Raw genomic sequence first — 18,170 nt, 5'->3', positions numbered from 1 at the left:
CGGTCTGCGGGTTCGGCCGGTCAGAGGGGCAGTTTGAACCCGACGTGGGAGGGGGCGAAGCCGAGCCGCTCGTAGAAGCGGTGGGCGTCGGTGCGGGTCGCGTCCGAGGTGAGCTGGACGAGGTCGCAGTTCTCGGCGCGGGACTTCTCGATCGCCCATTCGATGAAGCGGGTGCCCAGGCCGCTGCCGCGCTCGTCCGCGTGGACGCGGACGCCCTCGATGATGGAGCGGGTGGATCCCTTGCGGGAGAGGCCCGGGACGATCGTCAGCTGGAGCGTGCCCACGACGCGGTCCGCGCGGACGGCGACGACGAGGTGTTGGTTCGGGTCCTCGGACAGGCGCTTGAACGCCGCGAGGTACGGGGTGAGGTCCTCCGGGGATTCCCGGGTGGCGCCGAGGGGGTCGTCGGCCAGCATGGCGACGATGGCGGGCAGATCGGCCTCGGCGGCGGGACGGATGGCCGGCTCGGGGGTGTCGGTCACGGTGGGTGTTCCTCTCTCAGCACGCGGCCACGGTGAGCGGGGCCCAGCGGCGGGTCCAGTCGCCGGGCAGGCCCGGGATGTCTCGGGTCATGACGGTGTTGAAGGCCACGGAGCCGAGCCCGCGGTCCTTGAGCCAGGAGACGAGCTCCTCGTGGCGTACGTCGACATCGGTGCGCAGCGGCCGGTCGGTGGTGGCGGCGAGGGCGGTGACGAGCGCCTGGGCTCCGGCGGTGTCGCGGGCGATCAGCGGGCCGATGACATGGGTCTCCATGTTGGGCCAGATCGCGGCGTAGCCGGTGAGGGTGCCCGCACGGTCCTCGGCGACGAGCAGTCGGTCGGTGAAGGCGGGAAGCCTGGTGATCATGTGGGTCCGGTCGGTGCCGAAGACCTCGGTGTCCAGCCGGACGATCCTCGGCAGATCCTCGGCGGTGGCGGGCCGGACGGTGCCGTTGCCGGACGCGTTGGCCGCGGGGCCGGGGCGGAAGGTGCCCTTCAGCATCTCGGCGCGGCCGGTGGTCTCGAAGCCGAGCTCCTCGTAGAGCGGGCGGCCGTAGGGCGTGGCGTGCAGAGTGAGGGGGATGCCCTTGAGGACGTCGTCGCAGACGTGCGTCATGAGGCGGCGGCCCAGGCCCCGGCGGGAGTAGCGGCCGGCGACGAGGACCATGCCGATGGCGGCGAGCTCCGGTTCGGCGGGTGTGCCGCCGTACCGGGTGACGATGCAGGCTGCAGCCAGTCCCTGACCGTCCGGGGCGTCGACACCGTAGCCGTTTCCGGCGGTGAGGAGCAGGCGCCATTTGTGGTCCTCGCGGGGCCAGCCGCGGTCTTCGGACAGGTCGGCGCAGTGGCGGAGATCGTCCGCGGTCAGCGCTCGGATGGGCAGCTCGGTGAGGTGTGGTGGTGTCACCGACTCAGACTGGATCATGGAGTCGGGAGCCGTCCAGAGGATTTGGGGGGAGATGTTTCACGTGAAACAGGCCGATGTTTCTCCCCCAGCTACTTCCCCCAGACTCCGTCCGGGGGGACCCCCAGGGAGGTGCCCCCAGTGAAACGGACCGATGTTTCACGTGAAACACGCCGCTGCACGTGGAGCGGACGGTTTAGCCTCGATGGCTATGGCCCTCCTGCACCTCTTCGACCTCGACGGCACCCTGATGTTCGGCTCCGCGGCGCCGGTCGAGATCTCCCGACAGCTCGGCCTGAGTGCCGAGATCGCCGAGCTGGAGCGCTCGTTCAGCGCACGGGAGATCAGGCCGCAGGAGTTCTCGGTGGCCGCCCATGCGCTGTGGTCGGAGCTGACGCCCGCGCACGTCCGGGCGGCGTTCGACGGTTCCCCGTGGCTGGCGGGCATCCAGGAGGTGTGGCGGGAGATCCGGGAGCGCGGGGACTACTGCGCGGTGATCTCCTTGTCGCCTTCCTTCTTCGTGGAACTGCTGCTGGAGTGGGGTGCGCATGCCGCGCACGGTTCGGTGTTCCCGACGGTGCCGTTCACCGGGCCCATGGAGGTGTCCGGGATCCTGACGCCCGAGGGCAAGGTCACGGTGGCGGACCGGCTGTGCGCGCAGTTCGGGGTGAGCCGGGGCGACTGTGTCGCGTACGGGGACTCGATGACCGATGCGGTGCTCTTCGAGGTGGTGCCGGTCTCGGTGGCGGTCAACGCGCGGCCGTATCTGGCGGAGCGCGCCACACACGTCTACGAGGGCCGGGACCTTCGCGAGGCATACCAGCTTGCAGGGGTGCCGCGCCCGGGAGTTGAGGCATCTTAAGAGGAAAGTGGGTTCGAAACGCGGATTTCCCGCATTCCCCCACAGGCCTTTGGACCGGCTGGCACGCTGTAAAACCCGGAACCACGGATTCACAGAACGTGGCGTGTGCAACCCGACCGAGATGTTCGAAGCGAGGCACCGCATGGACGCTCCGCCCACCAGATCGGCCAGACGGGGGGCAGCCCGGATACCCGCCGAGGGCGGGGCGACCGAGCCCTCACCGGATGCCGTGCTCATCCGCCGGACCCTCGCGGAAATCGCACCCGTCGCCGACAAGGTGACCTCGTACTTCTACGCCCTCGTGTTCAGCGGGCACCCGGAAGTGCGCGGCATGTTCCCCGTTGCCATGGACGTCCAGCGCGACCGGCTGCTGAAGGCCCTGATGACCGCGGCCGAGCACATCGACGATCCCGAGGTGCTCGTGCCCTATCTGCGGCGGCTGGGCACCGGGCACCGCAAGTACGGCACCATGGCGGGCCATTATCCGGTGGTGGGCGAGGCCCTCGTGGGGGCGCTGGCCCGGTACGCGGAGGCGACCTGGGGGCCGGAGGCCGAGGCGGCGTGGGTGCGGGCCTACACCGCGATCTCCCAGATCATGATCGACGCGGCGGCGGAGGACGAGGCAAGGACCCCGGCGTGGTGGCAGGCGGAGGTGGTCTCGCACGACCTGCGCACCTCGGACATCGCGGTGCTGACCGTCCGCCCCGACCAGCCGTACGCCTTCCTGGCCGGGCAGTACGCCAGCCTGGAGACCCCGTGGTGGCCCCGGGTGTGGCGGCACTACTCCTTCGCCTCGGCGCCGCGCGCCGACGGGCTGTTGTCCTTCCACGTCAAGGCCGTGCCCGCGGGCTGGGTTTCCAACGCCCTGGTGCGCCACGCCCGCCCGGGGGACGTGCTGCGCCTGGGGCCGCCCGCCGGGTCCATGGTGGTGGACCACACGACGGACAACGGGATGCTGTGCCTGGGCGGGGGCACCGGGATCGCCCCGATCAAGGCGCTGATCGAGGACGTGGCCGAGCACGGTGAACGGCGTCCGGTGGAGGTGTTCTTCGGGGCACGCAGCGACCACGACCTGTACGACAAGGACACCCTGCTGGGGCTGCAGCGCTCCCACCCGTGGCTGTCGGTGCGCCCGGTGGTCGGCGACTGGCTCGCCGGGCAGCTGCCGCAGGCGGTCGGCGAGTACGGGCCGTGGAGTTCGTACGACGCGTTCATATCCGGGCCGCCCGCGATGATCCGCAGCGGGGTCGACGAGCTCAAGCGGATCGGGATCCCCGGCGAGCGGATCCGGCACGACGCGGTGGAGGAGCTGGCGGGCGTGGCCGGCTGAGACCGGCGGCCAGCCCGCCGGTCCCGGTCGGGGCTCAGCCCAGGTCGGGGGCGTGCATGGCGCGTACGCCCTCGATGTTCCCGTCGAGGTAGTGCCGCAGGGACAGCGGAACGAGGTGGACGGCGGCGATGCCCACCCGGCTGAAGGGCACGCGGACGATCTCGTACTCGCCCTCGGGATGGTCGATCTCGGGGCCGTGCCGTTGGCTGGGGTCCATCGATTCGAGGTGGCAGACGAAGAAGTGCTGCACCTTCACGCCGGTCACTCCTCCGTCGGCGATGTGCTCGACGGTGTCGACGAAGCAGGGCACCACATCGGTGATCTTCGCGCCGAGTTCTTCGTGGACCTCCCGGTGGAGGGCGTCGACGACGGTGGCGTCAGAGGACTCCACCCCGCCGCCGGGGGTGAGCCAGTACGGATCGACGCCGGGCTTGGTGCGCTTGATGAGGATCAGGTCGTCACCGTCGAGCAGGATCGCGCGGGCGGTGCGTTTGACCACGGGACGTTCGGTCATGGGAGAAGAGTGGCCCACGGCTACCCTTCTGAAACGCGTCAGAGGCCGGAAAGAGAGGCTCACCAGCGTGCGGCGGCGTGCAGCAGCCGCTCGTGCGCGCGGGCGACATGGGCGAGGGCGAGGCTGCCGGCCCGCACGACGAGGAACCAGGTGCGCAGCGGCGGCACCGGAGGCTCCGCGAGGGCCACGATCCGGCCGCTGTCGAGGGAGTCCTGGCACAGGTAGCGGGGCAGGACGGCGAACCCGGCACCGGCCTCGACGCATTCGAGTACGGCCCTCAGGTCGGGCGCGACCACGGTGGCGGCGGCGTCACCGGCCTCGGGCCGGGTATCGAAGACTGCGGCCCAGTAACGGGTGACGAGAGGCAGGCTCTCGTGGACCTCGACGAACGGAATGCCCGCGAGAGCGGCGGGACCGGCTTCGCGCAGCTGGTCCGTGCCGATGAGGGCGGCCCAGTACGGCGCGGCGACCAGGACGTGCTCCTCGTCCCACAGCGCGGTGGCGGTGAAGAGCCCGCCCCGGGGGTGGGCGGTGGTGACGACGAGGTCGTGGTGGCCGGCGGCGAGCCCGTCCAGGGTCTCCTCGGCGCCGGTCTGAAGGGCGGCGCGCAGGGTGTGGCCCTGGCCGACCAGGGGTGCGAGGGCGGGCAGCACGCGCAGGCACAGGAAGTCGGGGGGCCCGGCGACGTGGAGGGTGCGCGACGCGCCGGCGGCCTCCCGCTCCGCCTCGGTGATCCGCAGCAGCGCGTCGAGGTGCGGGGCGGCCTTGTGGGCCAGCTCGTCGCCCACGGCGGTCGGTGTGACACCGCGGGCCCGGCGGTGGAACAGCGGTCGGCCCAGCTGGCGTTCGAGGGTGCGGATCTGCGAGGTGACGGCGGGCTGGGACAGCCCCAGCAGTGCGGCAGCCCGGGTGAAGGAACCCGCCCGGTGTACGGCGACGAAGGTGCGCAGCAGGGCCAGGTCCATCGCGGCACCTCTCGGTGGGGGCCTTCAACTATAAATATGCCGATAGCCCCCTGTCGTTACCGTGATTGGACTCTGACGCAGAGTCAACTAGCCTTGTCACGTGGTTCTTCGCGGGCAGAACCCGAGGGCGGTCCGAGCCACGAGGGGGGAGGCTCGGACCGCCGTTCCACGGCCCGTTCAGCTGCCGTCGGCCGCGCGGACCGCGTGATCGAGGGCGTGCAGGACGTCTGCGACGAGGTCCTCGGTGTCCTCCGCGCCGGCCGAGAAGCGGATGAATCCCTCCGGCACGGCGTCGCCGCCCCACCGCCCGCGCCGCTCGGCGGTGGACCGTACTCCGCCGAAGCTCGTCGCGTCCTCGACCAGGTGCAGGGCCGCCATGAAGCGTTCGGCGTGCGCGCGGTCGGGCAGCGTGAAGGAGACCACCGACCCGAAGCCCCGCATCTGGCGGGCGGCCGTCTTGTGGGACGGGTCCGAGGCCAGGCCCGGGTAGCGCAGTCCGGTGACGTCGGTGCGGTCGGCCAGGGCCTCTGCGACGGCCAGTGCGTTGGCCCACTGGCGCTGTGCGCGCAGCTGGATGGTGGCCAGGGAGCGGTGGGCGAGCCAGGCCTCCATCGGACCCGGGATCGCTCCGACGATCTTGCGCCACTGCCGGACGCGGGCGGCGAGTTCCGCGTCGCGGCAGACGACGTAGCCGAGCAGCACGTCGCCGTGTCCGGTCAGGCCCTTGGTGCCGCTGGCGACCGAGAAGTCCGCGCCGAGCTCGAGCGGCCGCTGGCCGAGCGGCGTGGCGAGGGTGTTGTCGACGGCGACCAGGGTCCCGCCGGCGTGCGCCGCTGCGACGAGGCGGCGTACGTCGCACACGTCGAGCCCCGGGTTGGAGGGGGTCTCGATCCACAGCATCCGGGCGCCGTCGAGTACCGCGAGCTGGGCATCGTCCCCGGTCGGGGCGGTGCGTACGTGGATTCCGTAGGCCTCGAGCTGCGTACGCAGCAGGGGGAGCGCCTGGTAGCCGTCGTCGGGCAGGACCACCGTGTCGCCGGTGCGCGCCTGGGAGAGCAGGACGGCGGAGACCGCGGCCATGCCGGAGGCGAAGACGACGGTGTGCACGTCCTGGCCGGGGGCTTCCAGCTCTCCTACGGCCTGTTCCAGGAGGGTCCAGGTCGGATTGGTGTCGCGGCCGTAGGTGTACGGGCCTTCGACGTCGCCGGGGAGGTGGAAGTGGGCGGCGAAGACCGGTCCGGGCAGGGGCGGTTCGTTCTTGACGGGCTCGGGCAGCCCGGCACGGACGGCAAGCGTGCCGTCGCCGAGCCCGGCGGTCTCGTGCGTGTGCTCGTTCATGGGGTGGGCTCCTTCACGGCCTCGCGTACGGCGTCCAGCAGACCGGGGCTCGCGGCCTCGACCAGCTCCAGACACTCCTCGAACCCGTCGAGAGAGCCGTAGTAGGGATCCGGTACGTCGGTTTCCGCGGCCGGGGCCGGATCGTAGGACCGCAGCAAGCGGACCTTGGCGGCGTCGTGCGCAGTGGGGGCGAGCGCCCGCAGGTCCCGCAGGTGCCCGGCGTCGAGAGCGATGACGAGGTCGAGGCGGTCGAACCAGGAGGCCCGGAACTGCCGGGCCCGGTGGTCCTGCTCGTATCCGGCGGCTTCCAGGACCGAGACGGTGCGCGGGTCGGCGCCGTCGCCCTCGTGCCAGCCGCCGGTTCCGGCGCTGTCGACCTCGACCAGGGCGTCGAGCCCGGCCTCGGCGACGTGGGCGCGGAAGACGGCCTCGGCCATGGGCGAGCGGCATATGTTGCCCGTGCAGACGAAGCACACGCGGTACATGGGCAGCCCGTTCAGTTCTTGTCGGGCAGGACCATGTTCACGGCCCAGGAGACGATGGAGATGATCAGGCCGCCGACGATCGCGGTCCAGAAGCCGTCGACGTGGAAGCTGAGGTCGAGCTGGTCGGCCAGCCACGAGGTCAGCAGCAGCATCAGGGCGTTCACGACCAGGGTGAACAGGCCGAGGGTGAGGATGAACAGCGGCAGCGAGAACAGCTTCACCACGGGCTTGACGATGAAGTTGACCAGGCCGAACACGAGGGCGACCAGCAATAGGGTGAGCGTCCTGCGGCCCAGGCTGCTCCCGTCGTCGAGGGTTATCCCGGCAAGCAGCCAGATGGCGACGGCCAGGGCCGCGGCGTTGGCGAGCGTCTTGACTACGAAATTCGTCATGTGTCTGATCGTGGCAGAGAAGATCCCGGTGGAACATCCGCAGATCAGCGGATGTGAGGGAACGATCGAGTACAAGGGGCACAACAACGATGAAAGCCTTCCGGCTTGACGAGCTCGAGGCGGAGCGGGCCGCCAACGACGGCGCCTATCTGCAGTTCGTACGCGAGCGGAACATGTCGGTCGGGCTGTACGCGCTCGACGCGGGACAGAGCGATCCGCAGCAGCCGCACCGCCAGGACGAGGTGTACTTCGTCGTGAGCGGCCGGGCCTCGATCACGGTCGGGGAGGAGACGACGACGGTGGCGCGCGGCAGCGTCGTCTACGTCCCGGCGGGGGTCCCGCACAAGTTCCACCACATCAGCGAGGACCTGCGGGTGATGGTGGTGTTCTCCCCGCCGGAGGGCTGAGCGGCTCCCTGCCGGATGAGGGTCGTGGCCCCGGTCCCCCTAGGGGGCGGATCAGGGGACTCCGGGGGCTCGCGGGCCCCCGCCCGAGTCCGCCGCCTCCTAGCATCGAGAGCAGGAAGTCACGGACGAGGAAGACGAGGAAGAGGTCGAAGACATGGACGGCATCCGAGAGGTATTCGCAGGCATGCCCTGGTGGGTCAAGTGGGTCGCGGTCCCGCTGCTGGCGCTGTTCGTCTTCGGCGGTGTGATCACGAGCATCCTGGGCGCCCTGATCTCGTTCGTCTTCAAGCTGCTGCTCTTCGTCGGTCTCGTCGGCGGCCTGATCTTCTTGGTGAAGAAGGTCAGCGGCAAGGGTGCGAAGTCCTCCTCCGGGGAGTGGTAGAAGGACTCGGACCGGACGGTTCCGGATTGGGCCAGGCGGGGGAACGTGCTGGGCGAAACCGCTCACACCACGGGAATCGGTGGATAGAGTGGCAATCTGTGCCGTCCCCTGGGCACCGAAAGCCGGTACTGCCGCTCTGAACTGCGGCTATGTCAAGTAGCTGCTGAGCATCACCCCCAGGAGTCACGGCATACGCGGGGGCGGCCCCCGCAGGGCGGGCCCCCCAAGCCCGCCGCCACGCCTGGGGGTGAGCTTTGTCTTCGGTTCACAACGCCGGTGTGCCGACTCTGATCGGTTCGGTGCAGCGGGCGCTGAGGCTGCTCGAAGCGGTGGGCTCCCACAGCGAGGGAGCCCCGGCGAAACAGCTGGCCCGTGAGGCCGGACTCCCGCTCCCCACCGCGTACCACCTGCTGCGCACCCTGACGCACGAGGGCTACCTGCGCCGGGAGAGCGGAGTCTTCGTTCTCGGCGACGCAGCCGGGCGGCTCGCCGGCGGCGGACTCCAGCAGAAACGTCGCAGCATGATCCTCGACTCGCTCGCGCACTTCCGCGACGCCGTCGGGGCCCCCGTCTACTTCGCGGTGTTCCGCGAGGGTGAGATCGAGGTCGTGGGCGTCTCGGACACTCCGGCCAGCCCGGCCTGCGAGGAGTGGGCCGACTTCCGCGAGACCGGCCACGCGCACGCCATCGGGCAGTGCCTGCTCGGCCAGCTCGACGAGAAAACGCGCAAGGACTATTACGACCGGCACCCGGTCGAGTCCATCACCCCTTATACCGTGCCGGATCAACGCTCTCTTGAACACCGGATCGGATCTCTGGAGCGAATGCAGCCAGTGACCGAGCGGCAGGAATATGCCCTCGGCACGGTATGCGCCGCCATCCCGATTACTGCGGGTGATACCGCCGCGACCATGGCGATTTCTCTTCCTCTGCACCAAGAAGCACGATTGCTCTATGCAGTTGATCGGCTACGGAGTGAAGTAGGCGCGCTGTTGAGCACCCTCTCGTTCTCTATCAGTATCTGAAAACTCACTCCTTGTGATCTGCTAGCGCTTCCACCACTCTTGTCAAGAGGGTCCTGGGGGACCATTCCTGGCCACTTCCACTACAGCGGGGTAGGCAATGCGCGAGTCGGTACAGGCAGAGGTCATGATGAGCTTCCTCGTTTCCGAGGAGCTCTCGTTCCGGATTCCGGTGGAACTCCGGTACGAAGCTCGTGATCCCTACGCAGTCCGCCTGACCTTCCACCTTCCCGGAGATGCGCCCGTGACCTGGGCGTTCGGCCGGGAGCTCCTCCTCGACGGCATCAACAAGCCGTGCGGTGACGGCGATGTGCACATCGCCCCCACCGATCCCGAGGAACTGTCCGATGTCCACATCCGTCTCCAGGTCGGCGGCGACCGGGCCCTGTTCCGCGCCAGCGCGGCACCGCTCGTCGCGTTCCTCGACCGCACCGACCGGCTCGTTCCGCTCGGCCAGGAGCGGAACCTGGGTGACTTCGAGGAGAACCTTGACGACGCACTCGGCAAGATCCTGGCCGAATCCCGGCAGAACGAGCAGAACGCGGGCTGAACCTGCGGTTTGACGGACTCACCGTGTCGACGCGCTGAGCGCCACTTCCCTCCCGAACACTCTCAGCGCTTGCGCCGACGGCCCCGGCCGCTGCGGACCGGCTCAGAGGCCGCTCCCGTGCCCGGGGTCCCCGGCCGGTCGGCCGAGACGACCAGAGCCGCCAGCGCCGTCGTCACGGGGACCGAGGCCACGAGACCGATCGAGCCCACGAGGGTCCGTACGATCTCCACCGCGACCAGCTCGCTGGTCGCCACCGAACCCATGCTGCTGTTCGCGATCGAGAACAGCAGGAGCAGCGGGAGCGCGGCACCCGCGTACGCCAGCACCAGGGTGTTGACCACCGATGCGATGTGGTCGCGGCCGATCCGCATGGCTGCCCGGTACAGGCCGCGCAACCCCATCGAGGGGTCGGCCTGGTGGAGTTCCCAGACCGCCGAGGTCTGGGTGATCGTCACATCGTCCAGTACGCCCAGCGATCCGATGATCACGCCTGCGAGCAGCAAACCGCTCATGTCGATGTCCGGGTAGAGCCCGTGGATCAGACCCGTGTTGTCGTCCGTGTTGCCGCTGAGGAACGCCCAGTCGATGAACACCGAGCCCAACAGCCCGATCAGCAGCAGTGAGACGAGCGTGCCGAGGACGGCGACCGAGGTGCGGGCGGTCAGTCCGTGGCACATGTAGAGGCCGATGAGCATGATGGCGCTCGCCCCGATGACCGCGACGACGAGCGGGTTCGACCCTTGCAGGATGGCCGGGAGGATGAAGAGGGTCAGCACGCCGAAGCTGATGACCAGCGCGATCAGTGCGAACAGCCCGCGCAGCCGGCCGACCACGACGACCGCGACGGCGAAGATGCCGGCCAGCAGCGCCATGGGGAACTTGCGGTCCACGTCGATCACCGAGTATTGGAGGTCCCGCGGGGCGTCCGGTGCGTACGCGACCACCACCCCCTGGCCGTTCGTCAACTGCCGTGGTGCGCCCGGCTGGACGATCTCCACGAAGGTGCGGCCCTGGTCCGGTCCGGTGGTGACCTTCACCGTGGCCTTCTTGCACTCGCCGGTCTGCGCGGCCTGGGCCTCGCGGCCCTCTGGGGTGGACGTGTCGCCGGTGGGCGGCACCTGCGAGGCGTTCACCGATTTGCAGTCGACGTGCTCGATCGAGACGACCGTGCCCTGCTGGGTCTGGCGGTCGAAGCCGACGCCGGTGCGCTCGTGCGCGGGCGCGCCGCCCGGCCAGAGCACCGCCATGCCGATGAAGACGGCGGCGGCGAAGGGGATCAGCACGGCCGCGATGACCTTGCGCAGGTGCTTCGAGACGGGGGCCGCCGGGCCGTGGCCGTGGCTGTGGGAATGACCGGCGGACTGCCCGGAACCCGAGTGTGAGTGGCCGGTGTGGCCAGCGGGATCCGTGGGCTCGTTGGGGGGCTGCGGCGAGGTCGTCACTGGCAGATCATCGCAAGAGATGAGGGGGCCCACTGTTCAGCACGCCCTAGATGACGCTAGCGTGGGGGCACCTTTGCACAACGCGGGAGCTCGGAGCACCGGGCTGAGAGGGCGCTGATCACCGTACGAGCATCACGGATGCGTACGGGAAGAGGCTGCGTCGACCGCCGAACCTGTTACCGGGTAATGCCGGCGTAGGGAGATAGGTCTCATGACCATTCAGGACGCACGCACGCCTGCCGTCAGCCAGGACGCCGACGGCCAGACCGAGCGCCAGCCGGGCTGGCACAAGGGGTACGTGGCGGGCTCCCGCCCCGACATCCGGGTGCCGGTCCGCCAGGTCCACCTCACCAACGGCAAGGACGTGACGCTCTACGACACGTCCGGTCCGTACACCGACCCCCAGATCGAGACCGACGTGCGCCGCGGTCTCGCGCCGCTGCGCGAGAACTGGATCATCGGTCGCGGGGACACCGAGGAGTACGCGGGCCGTCCCGTGCGCCCCGAGGACGACGGAATCAAGCACACCTCGCCGCGGGGTGGGCTCAAGAACCTCGACGCGGTCTTCCCGGGCCGCCCGCGCCAGCCCCGCCGGGGCCGTGGCGGCGCCGCCGTCACGCAGCTCGCGTACGCCCGCCGGGGCGAGATCACCCCGGAGATGGAGTACGTCGCGATCCGCGAGAACGTCTCCCCCGAGGTCGTCCGTGAGGAGATCGCCGCAGGTCGTGCGGTGCTTCCGGCGAACGTGAACCACCCCGAGATCGAGCCGATGATCATCGGCAAGCGGTTCCTGGTGAAGGTCAACGCCAACATCGGCAACTCCGCGGTCACCTCCTCCATCGAGGAGGAGGTCGACAAGATGACCTGGGCGACCAAGTGGGGCGCCGACACGGTCATGGACCTCTCGACGGGCCGCAACATCCACACTACGCGTGAGTGGGTGCTGCGCAACTCCCCGGTCCCGATCGGCACCGTCCCGCTCTACCAGGCGCTGGAGAAGGTCGACGGCCGTGCCGAGGACCTGACCTGGGAGATCTACAAGGACACGGTCATCGAGCAGGCCGAGCAGGGCGTCGACTACATGACGGTCCACGCCGGCGTGCTGCTGCCTTACGTGCCGCTGACCGCCCGTCGCAAGACCGGCATCGTCTCGCGCGGCGGATCGATCATGGCCGCGTGGTGCCTGGCGCACCACAAGGAGAACTTCCTCTACACGAACTTCGAGGAGCTCTGCGACATCCTCGCGACGTACGACGTCACGTACTCGCTGGGTGACGGCCTGCGCCCCGGTTCCATCGCGGACGCCAACGACGCGGCGCAGTTCGCGGAGCTGAAGACGCTGGGCGAGCTGAACACGATCGCCAAGCGGCACAACGTCCAGACGATGATCGAGGGCCCGGGCCACGTCCCGATGCACAAGATCAAGGAGAACATCGACCTCCAGCAGGAGATCTGCGAGGAGGCGCCGTTCTACACCCTGGGCCCGCTCACCACGGACGTCGCGCCCGCGTACGACCACATCACCTCGGGCATCGGCGCCGCGATGATCGCCTGGTGGGGCACCGCGATGCTCTGCTACGTCACGCCCAAGGAGCACCTGGGCCTGCCCAACCGTGACGACGTCAAGACCGGCGTGATCACGTACAAGATCGCCGCGCACGCCGCGGACCTGGCCAAGGGGCACCCGGGAGCCCAGGAGTGGGACGACGCGCTGTCCGACGCCCGCTTCGAGTTCCGCTGGGAGGACCAGTTCAACCTGGCCCTCGACCCGGTCACGGCGCGTGAGTTCCACGACGAGACCCTGCCCGCCGAGCCGGCCAAGACCGCGCACTTCTGCTCCATGTGCGGTCCGAAGTTCTGCTCGATGAAGATCTCGCAGGACATCCGCCGTGAGCACGGCGGTGACCTGAAGGCCGAAGAGATCCAGGCGGGCATGGCGGAGAAGTCCGCCGAGTTCGCGGCGTCGGGCAACCGCGTCTACCTGCCGCTGGCCGACTGACGCACGGCTCACCGACAAGGGCGCCGCTCCACGGCCGGTCTGGCCGGGGGCGGCGCCTTGGTTTCACGTGAAACACCGACGGCCGCCGGCGGGCTCTACTGCGGTTCGTGTTCCGGGCCGCCGAAGTCCGGACTCGAGAAGTCCGGCGGCGTGTAGCCGGGCCGGGGGCCCTCGGAGGGGGATCCCGGACTGGTGAAATCAGGAGCCGTGTACCCCAGGTGGGGCATTCGGCTGCCGCGTCTGCGGGGGGCCGGAAAACCGGTTCCCGCGCTCGGGTCGGCCAGCGCGTCTCGCAGGAACGGCATGATGCCGCGCTCCAGCAGTGCGTGCCGCCAGGCCTCGCGGGCCCGCGCGACCTCGTCCGGTATCTCCTCGGCCCCGTCCGCGGCCACCTCGGTCGCGCCGTTGCGTATGGCAGTCACCAGCAGGCCGATCACGGCGAAGACCAGGGCGGCGACGGTGAGCACCCCGAAGAACGAGCCCGCCGTCAGCATGGTCTCGGCGAAGGCCGGTTCGGGCTCGATCATCTTCAGGATGTAGCCCACCAGCAGGAAGATCAGCATGGCGGTGCCGGCCAGGACGGGCGCGAGGACCACGATCACGGCGCCGAGGCCCGCGCCGCCCGCGCCGGCCTGTCCGCCGGCCTCCTCCCCCGTCGTCCCGGGAGTGGAGAGGACCTCGTCGCGCCGTTCCTCGCGGACCTTCACGTAGTGGTCGTACTCGGTGGCGGCGGCTGCGGTCAGCAGGGCGCTGGCCCCCAGGGCCATGGTGCGCAGTTGTTCGGCGTTCAGGCGTTCGCCGAGGGCGGCGAGCTCGGGCCGTTCGTGTGCGGTGCGCAGCGCCTCGTCGAGGAGCCGATCAAACTCCGGTCGGTCTTCGGTCAGCAGGTGCGGAGCGCTGGTCATGTGCATCCCCCGATGCTCCGTGGGGGCCGGTTTGCCCGCGTAGACCCGGGCGCCGGCACAAACGGAGGAGAGCCTGCTACGGATAGAGCGATGGTAGAGGGCCCACACCGCAGGTTGACAGGGGCTTTCCAGAAATACCCCCTGCGTGACAACCCTTAGTCACTCAGGGGAAGTTGCACGACGAGCAGCTTGCCCGCCATCGTGACCCCGCCGTCCATCGCGATGGCGAGCCCCGCCGCGTACACGTGGGGGCCGTCCACTGCCTCCGGTCCGCGGGACTCGTCACCGTCCTCGGTGCCCACTTCGCCGAGCAGGTAGGGGATGGGGCTGTGCCCGTGCACGACGCGGCTGCCGCCGTACGTACCGAGCAGTTCGCGTACGGCTCCGGGGCCGGTCTCCTCGTCGCGGAAGGCGAACCGCTTGGTGAACTTGCGGAAGAGGTCCCAGGTGATGTCGGCGTCGTTGCGGTTGAGCAGTTCGTGGATGGTGTCGTTGACGTCCTCGATCGAGTCGCCGTAGTCCAGGTAGGCCGTGGTGTCGGAGTGCAGGAGCAGGTGCCCTTCCTCCAGGACGGCCGCGTCCAGGCGGGACATCCACTGCAGGTGTACGTCCTGCAGGCGCTCCATGTCGGTGCGCTGGCCGCCGTTGAGCAGCCAGGCCGCCTGGAAGGTGGCGGTGCCGGCGCCGGAGGAGACGGGGGTGTCGCCGAACCGCTTGGCGCCGATGAGCAACAGCTCGTGGTTGCCCATGAGGGCCTTGCAGTAGCCGCCGGCGGCCGCTGCCTCGGCGGACAGCCGCATGACGAGGTCGATGACGCCGATGCCGTCGGGGCCGCGGTCGGTGAAGTCGCCGAGGAACCAGAGGCGGGCGTTCCCGGCGGACCAGCGGCGCTCCGCGTCGATGAGGCCCTGGGCGTGGAGTTCGGTGACGAGTTCGTCGAGGTAGCCGTGGACGTCGCCGACGACGTAGAGCGGGCCGGGACCGGCGGCCGCCACGTCCTGGGGCACGTACTGGACCTGCACGGTGTCGCCGGGGCCGCCGAGCGCGCCGCGCCCGATGACGGGCAGGTCGCGGTGGGTCGGGGTGTACCCGTCGAAGTCGTCGTCGGGCTCGGATGCGGGTTCGGGCTCCGTGACCGCGTGCACTTCGTGGACCTCGTACGCCTCGTGATGCGGGACGGGCGGTGCCGCGGGCTGCATGGCCGGCTGCGGCGTGTAGCCCGGCTGCGGGGGAACGCTCCGCGCGCCGTCCTCGTAGTACGCCGGGTACTCGCCGTAGACGGGGGCCTCATCGGGCAGCCCGGCGGATACGGCGTACGGAACGGGTTCGGTGACCGGCACCCGGAAGTCCCGCAGCGTTTCCGTCCGCATCGCGGGTCCCTGACCGGCCCCCTGAGTCATCGACCCCTCCACCACCGTCGCGCTGCCGTACACCTGCGGACCCTCCTGACCTCCAGGGAGGAGGGTCCGTGATGTCGTGCGCCCATCATAGGAATGCGGCTCGCGCTCTGTGACGCACCAGGGGTGGTGAATCCTTTGCGGAGCCGATCGTTCCTGCCGATTTCTCCCGATATCGGTGTTGCGGAAATCCGCGGCCGGGCTGTTGGCCAAGCCGACCAGACGGTCTGGCGGTCAGTCCTGGGCCGGAGAACGGGGCGGGCTGACGGTCGTACGGGGCTGCCTGCGCTGTGACGAAGTTCGGATGATGAGCTCGGTCGGGACGACCTGTTCGACGGGGCGTCCGGTGTCCACTCCCTCGATCGCGTCGATGAGCAGCTGCACGACGGCGGTGCCGATGCGGCGCGGTTTGAGGGAGAGGGTGGTGATGGGCGGTTCGGTGTTGGCGTACACGGTGGACTCGCTGCAGCACACGAGCAGCAGGTCCTCCGGGACGCGCAGGCCGTAGCGCCGGGCGGCGGCGAGCAGGTCGGTGCCGTTGGGGTCGAAGAGCCCGTACACGGCGTCGGGCCGGTCGGGGCGGGCGAGGAGCCGGTCGGCGGCCACGGCACCCGCGCAGGGGTCGTGGGCGGGGTAGGACTCGTAGACGGGGTCCTGGCCGACGCGCTCGCACCAGCTGAGGTAGGCGGTGGTGGAGAGCCGGGTGTAGGTGTCGGTGGTGGTGCCGGTCAGCAGCCCGATCCTGCGGGCGCCGGCGGCGGCGAGGTGGTCGAGCAGGCCCAGTACGGCGGCCTCGTGATCGTTGTCGACCCAGGCGGTGACGGGGAGGGAGCCTGCCGGGCGGCCGTCGGAGACCACGGGCAGGCCCTGGCGGACCAGTTCGGTGACGACGGGATCGTGGTCGGAGGGGTCGATGACGACGGTGCCGTCGAGGGCGACGTTGGACCACACGTCGTGTCGGGAGGTGGCGGGGAGGATGACGAGGGCGTAGCCGCGCGCGAGCGCGGCGGAGGTGGCGGCCCTGGCCATCTCGGCGAAGTAGGCGAATTCGGTGAAGGTGAAAGGTTCATCCCCGTACGTCGTCACGGTCAGGCCGATGAGGCCCGACTTGCCGGTACGGAGGGTGCGGGCGGCGGCTGACGGGCGGTAGCCCAGCCGGTCGGCTACCTCGCGAACGTGGCGGCGGGTGGCGTCGGGCAGCCGTCCCTTGCCATTGAGCGCGTCGGAGACGGTTGTGATGGAGACGCCCGCCGCGGCGGCCACGTCCCTGATGCCTGCCCGGCCCTGTCGGCCGGCGGCCCGCCGGGTGGTCTCGGTCCGGCTCACCTGATGCTTCCCTGCTGCTGTCATGGCGAGCCGATAGTAGGGCTCGGTGGGGTGGGTGGTCCGTGTGCATATGCACGCGTTGACAGGCACGTTTCTGCATGGTTCGCCACCCCCAATGACCTTGGAAATGAAGGTATTTGATCCCTCAGCTCTATGGTGAAGCTTGTCGGCGGCCACGGGCATGCCAAAACGGTGTGGTCTCGGGTCGGTCTCAACTCACCTGCACGAGGGACGCGCGCCACGGCGCAGGCCACCGGCGCGCGCATATATGCGCGCGCTCCCCCGCATTCCCGGCGCCCCCATTCTCGGGAGAGCGGAATCCTCATAAGGTGAGCAGTATTGAGTCGACGGCGACGTCGGACGGGATGGTCGAGGAGGACCTGCGGTGAGCGAGAAGAGCCCGAGGCTGCGCGCCGAGCTGGATGGCATTCCCACGTACAAGCCCGGGAAGCCGGCTGCCGCGGGCGGGCCCGTCGCGTACAAACTGTCCTCGAACGAGAACCCCTACCCGCCGCTGAGCGGGGTGCTGGAGAGCGCGGTCGCGGCGGCCGGGAACTTCAACCGGTACCCGGACATGGCCTGCACCGGCCTGGTGAACGAGATCGCGGAGCGGTTCGGGGTGCCGGTCGAGCACATCGCCACCGGCACCGGCTCGGTGGGTGTGGCCCAGTCGCTGATCCAGTCGACGGCCGGCCCGGGCGACGAGGTCATCTACGCCTGGCGCTCCTTCGAGGCGTACCCGATCATCACGCAGATCTCGGGTGCGACCTCGGTGCGGGTGCCGCTGACCGAGGGCGATGTGCACGACCTGGACGCGATGGCCGAGGCGATCACCGAGCGGACCCGGCTGATCTTCGTCTGCAACCCCAACAACCCCACCGGCACCGCCGTGCGCCGTGCCGAGCTGGAGCGCTTCCTGGACCGGGTGCCCTCGGACGTCCTGGTGGTGCTGGACGAGGCCTACCGCGAGTTCGTGCGCGACACGGACGTGCCGGACGGCATCGAGCTGTACCGCAACCGCCCGAACGTCTGCGTGCTGCGTACGTTCTCCAAGGCGTACGGGCTCGCCGGCCTGCGCGTCGGCTTCGCGGTGGCGCACGAGCCGGTGGCCGCGGCGCTGCGCAAGACGGCGGTGCCCTTCGGAGTCAGCCAGCTCGCGCAGGACGCGGCGGTCGCCTCGCTGCGCGCCGAGGACGAGCTGATGGGGCGCGTCGGGGCGCTGGTGTGCGAGCGGAACCGGGTGCACGAGACGCTCCTCGCGCAGGGCTGGACCGTGCCGGACACGCAGGCGAACTTCGTGTGGATGCGGCTGGGGGAGCGGACGGCCGACTTCGCGGCGGCCTGCGAGAAGGCCGGTGTGGTGGTCCGGCCCTTCGCGGGCGAGGGCCTGCGGGTCACGATCGGTGAGACCGAGGCGAACGACCTCTTCCTGCACACGGCGGAGGCGTTCTTCAAGGAGCTGTAGGCCTGG

General features: G+C 69.9%; 19 protein-coding genes and 1 riboswitch. Of the genes, 8 read left to right on the top strand and 11 right to left on the bottom strand.

The features are described from left to right. Positions 1-20: 20 nt before the first annotated feature. A complete protein-coding gene (locus tag OHA89_RS18925) occupies positions 21-482 on the bottom strand; it encodes a GNAT family N-acetyltransferase (protein ID WP_266608884.1) in 462 nt (153 codons plus the stop codon). Positions 483-498: 16 nt separating this feature from the next. Next, positions 499-1,386, bottom strand: coding sequence for a GNAT family N-acetyltransferase (locus OHA89_RS18920; RefSeq protein WP_266608882.1), 888 nt, complete (start codon positions 1,384-1,386; stop codon positions 499-501). Between the two features lie 208 nt (positions 1,387-1,594). Here OHA89_RS18920 and OHA89_RS18915 point away from each other — a divergent pair, with 208 nt between their 5' ends. Together OHA89_RS18915 and OHA89_RS18910 are read left to right on the top strand one after the other, a co-directional pair. Further along, positions 1,595-2,245, top strand: a complete 651-nt coding sequence (locus tag OHA89_RS18915) for an HAD family hydrolase (protein ID WP_406366690.1) — start codon at positions 1,595-1,597, stop codon at positions 2,243-2,245. After that, positions 2,148-3,575, top strand: a complete 1,428-nt coding sequence (locus OHA89_RS18910; RefSeq protein ID WP_266945840.1) for a globin domain-containing protein — start codon at positions 2,148-2,150, stop codon at positions 3,573-3,575. Before OHA89_RS18915 ends, OHA89_RS18910 begins: the two co-directional genes overlap by 98 nt. A gap of 34 nt (positions 3,576-3,609) precedes the next feature. On the opposite strand, the gene OHA89_RS18905 is transcribed toward OHA89_RS18910, so the two are convergent. The 5 genes from OHA89_RS18905 to OHA89_RS18885 form a co-directional block, all read right to left on the bottom strand. Beyond that, positions 3,610-4,089 carry an NUDIX domain-containing protein gene (locus OHA89_RS18905; protein WP_215139781.1) on the bottom strand — a complete coding sequence of 160 codons (480 nt, stop codon included), beginning with the start codon at positions 4,087-4,089 and terminating at the stop codon, positions 3,610-3,612. Between the two features lie 59 nt (positions 4,090-4,148). Further along, positions 4,149-5,054 (bottom strand): LysR family transcriptional regulator, encoded by a 906-nt coding sequence (locus OHA89_RS18900; RefSeq protein ID WP_266608878.1) that lies wholly within the window; start codon positions 5,052-5,054, stop codon positions 4,149-4,151. Between the two features lie 177 nt (positions 5,055-5,231). Further along, positions 5,232-6,392, bottom strand: coding sequence for a cystathionine gamma-lyase (locus OHA89_RS18895; RefSeq protein WP_406366688.1), 1,161 nt, complete (start codon positions 6,390-6,392; stop codon positions 5,232-5,234). Next, complete coding sequence (locus OHA89_RS18890) at positions 6,389-6,877, bottom strand: low molecular weight protein-tyrosine-phosphatase (protein ID WP_215139778.1); 489 nt, start codon at positions 6,875-6,877, stop codon at positions 6,389-6,391. Before OHA89_RS18890 ends, OHA89_RS18895 begins: the two co-directional genes overlap by 4 nt. An 11-nt stretch (positions 6,878-6,888) precedes the next feature. Continuing rightward, positions 6,889-7,269, bottom strand: coding sequence for a phage holin family protein (locus OHA89_RS18885; RefSeq protein WP_215139777.1), 381 nt, complete (start codon positions 7,267-7,269; stop codon positions 6,889-6,891). 89 nt (positions 7,270-7,358) lie between these two features. On the opposite strand from OHA89_RS18885, the gene OHA89_RS18880 reads away from it, so the two are divergent. The 4 genes from OHA89_RS18880 (at position 7,359) to OHA89_RS18865 (ending at position 9,630) form a co-directional block, all read left to right on the top strand. Then, entirely contained in the window at positions 7,359-7,676 is a 318-nt protein-coding gene (locus OHA89_RS18880) for a cupin domain-containing protein (protein WP_215139776.1), read from the top strand. Between the two features lie 154 nt (positions 7,677-7,830). Then, on the top strand, positions 7,831-8,058 hold the full coding sequence (locus OHA89_RS18875) for a DUF5326 family protein (RefSeq protein ID WP_215139775.1): 228 nt from the start codon (positions 7,831-7,833) through the stop codon (positions 8,056-8,058). 287 nt (positions 8,059-8,345) lie between these two features. Then, positions 8,346-9,083 carry a helix-turn-helix domain-containing protein gene (locus OHA89_RS18870; RefSeq protein ID WP_322975620.1) on the top strand — a complete coding sequence of 246 codons (738 nt, stop codon included), beginning with the start codon at positions 8,346-8,348 and terminating at the stop codon, positions 9,081-9,083. Positions 9,084-9,180: 97 nt separating this feature from the next. Continuing rightward, the gene (locus OHA89_RS18865; RefSeq protein WP_215139773.1) at positions 9,181-9,630 is read left to right on the top strand and encodes an SsgA family sporulation/cell division regulator; all 450 of its coding nucleotides are present in this window, start codon (positions 9,181-9,183) and stop codon (positions 9,628-9,630) included. A 62-nt stretch (positions 9,631-9,692) separates the two neighbouring features. Here the strand turns inward: OHA89_RS18865 and OHA89_RS18860 are convergent, their stop codons facing one another. Beyond that, complete coding sequence (locus OHA89_RS18860) at positions 9,693-11,072, bottom strand: YibE/F family protein (RefSeq protein ID WP_266608871.1); 1,380 nt, start codon at positions 11,070-11,072, stop codon at positions 9,693-9,695. Between the two features lie 72 nt (positions 11,073-11,144). Continuing rightward, positions 11,145-11,290, top strand: a riboswitch (TPP riboswitch). Here OHA89_RS18860 and thiC point away from each other — a divergent pair. Then, the gene (gene thiC / locus OHA89_RS18855) at positions 11,284-13,071 is read left to right on the top strand and encodes a phosphomethylpyrimidine synthase ThiC (RefSeq protein ID WP_257555330.1); all 1,788 of its coding nucleotides are present in this window, start codon (positions 11,284-11,286) and stop codon (positions 13,069-13,071) included. Its footprint overlaps the riboswitch before it by 7 nt. Before the next feature lie 95 nt (positions 13,072-13,166). Here thiC and OHA89_RS18850 read toward each other — a convergent pair whose 3' ends face one another. The 3 genes from OHA89_RS18850 to OHA89_RS18840 all read right to left on the bottom strand — a co-directional run bounded on the left by OHA89_RS18850 (position 13,167) and on the right by OHA89_RS18840 (position 16,723). Further along, positions 13,167-13,982 (bottom strand): hypothetical protein, encoded by an 816-nt coding sequence (locus OHA89_RS18850; RefSeq protein ID WP_215139771.1) that lies wholly within the window; start codon positions 13,980-13,982, stop codon positions 13,167-13,169. 149 nt (positions 13,983-14,131) lie between these two features. Next, a complete protein-coding gene (locus OHA89_RS18845) occupies positions 14,132-15,391 on the bottom strand; it encodes a metallophosphoesterase (protein ID WP_266612319.1) in 1,260 nt (419 codons plus the stop codon). Between the two features lie 216 nt (positions 15,392-15,607). Continuing rightward, positions 15,608-16,723, bottom strand: a complete 1,116-nt coding sequence (locus OHA89_RS18840) for a LacI family DNA-binding transcriptional regulator (protein ID WP_215013179.1) — start codon at positions 16,721-16,723, stop codon at positions 15,608-15,610. A gap of 361 nt (positions 16,724-17,084) precedes the next feature. Between OHA89_RS18840 and hisC the strand changes: the two genes are divergently transcribed. Further along, positions 17,085-18,164 (top strand): histidinol-phosphate transaminase, encoded by a 1,080-nt coding sequence (gene hisC / locus OHA89_RS18835; RefSeq protein ID WP_266608864.1) that lies wholly within the window; start codon positions 17,085-17,087, stop codon positions 18,162-18,164. Positions 18,165-18,170 lie beyond the last annotated feature (6 nt).

This window comes from Streptomyces sp. NBC_01546 (assembly GCF_045208355.1).
Taxonomy (GTDB): Bacteria; Actinomycetota; Actinomycetes; order Streptomycetales; family Streptomycetaceae; genus Streptomyces.
The sequence above is the reverse complement of the archived record's forward strand: the minus strand, read 5'-3'. Positions and strand labels throughout refer to the sequence as shown.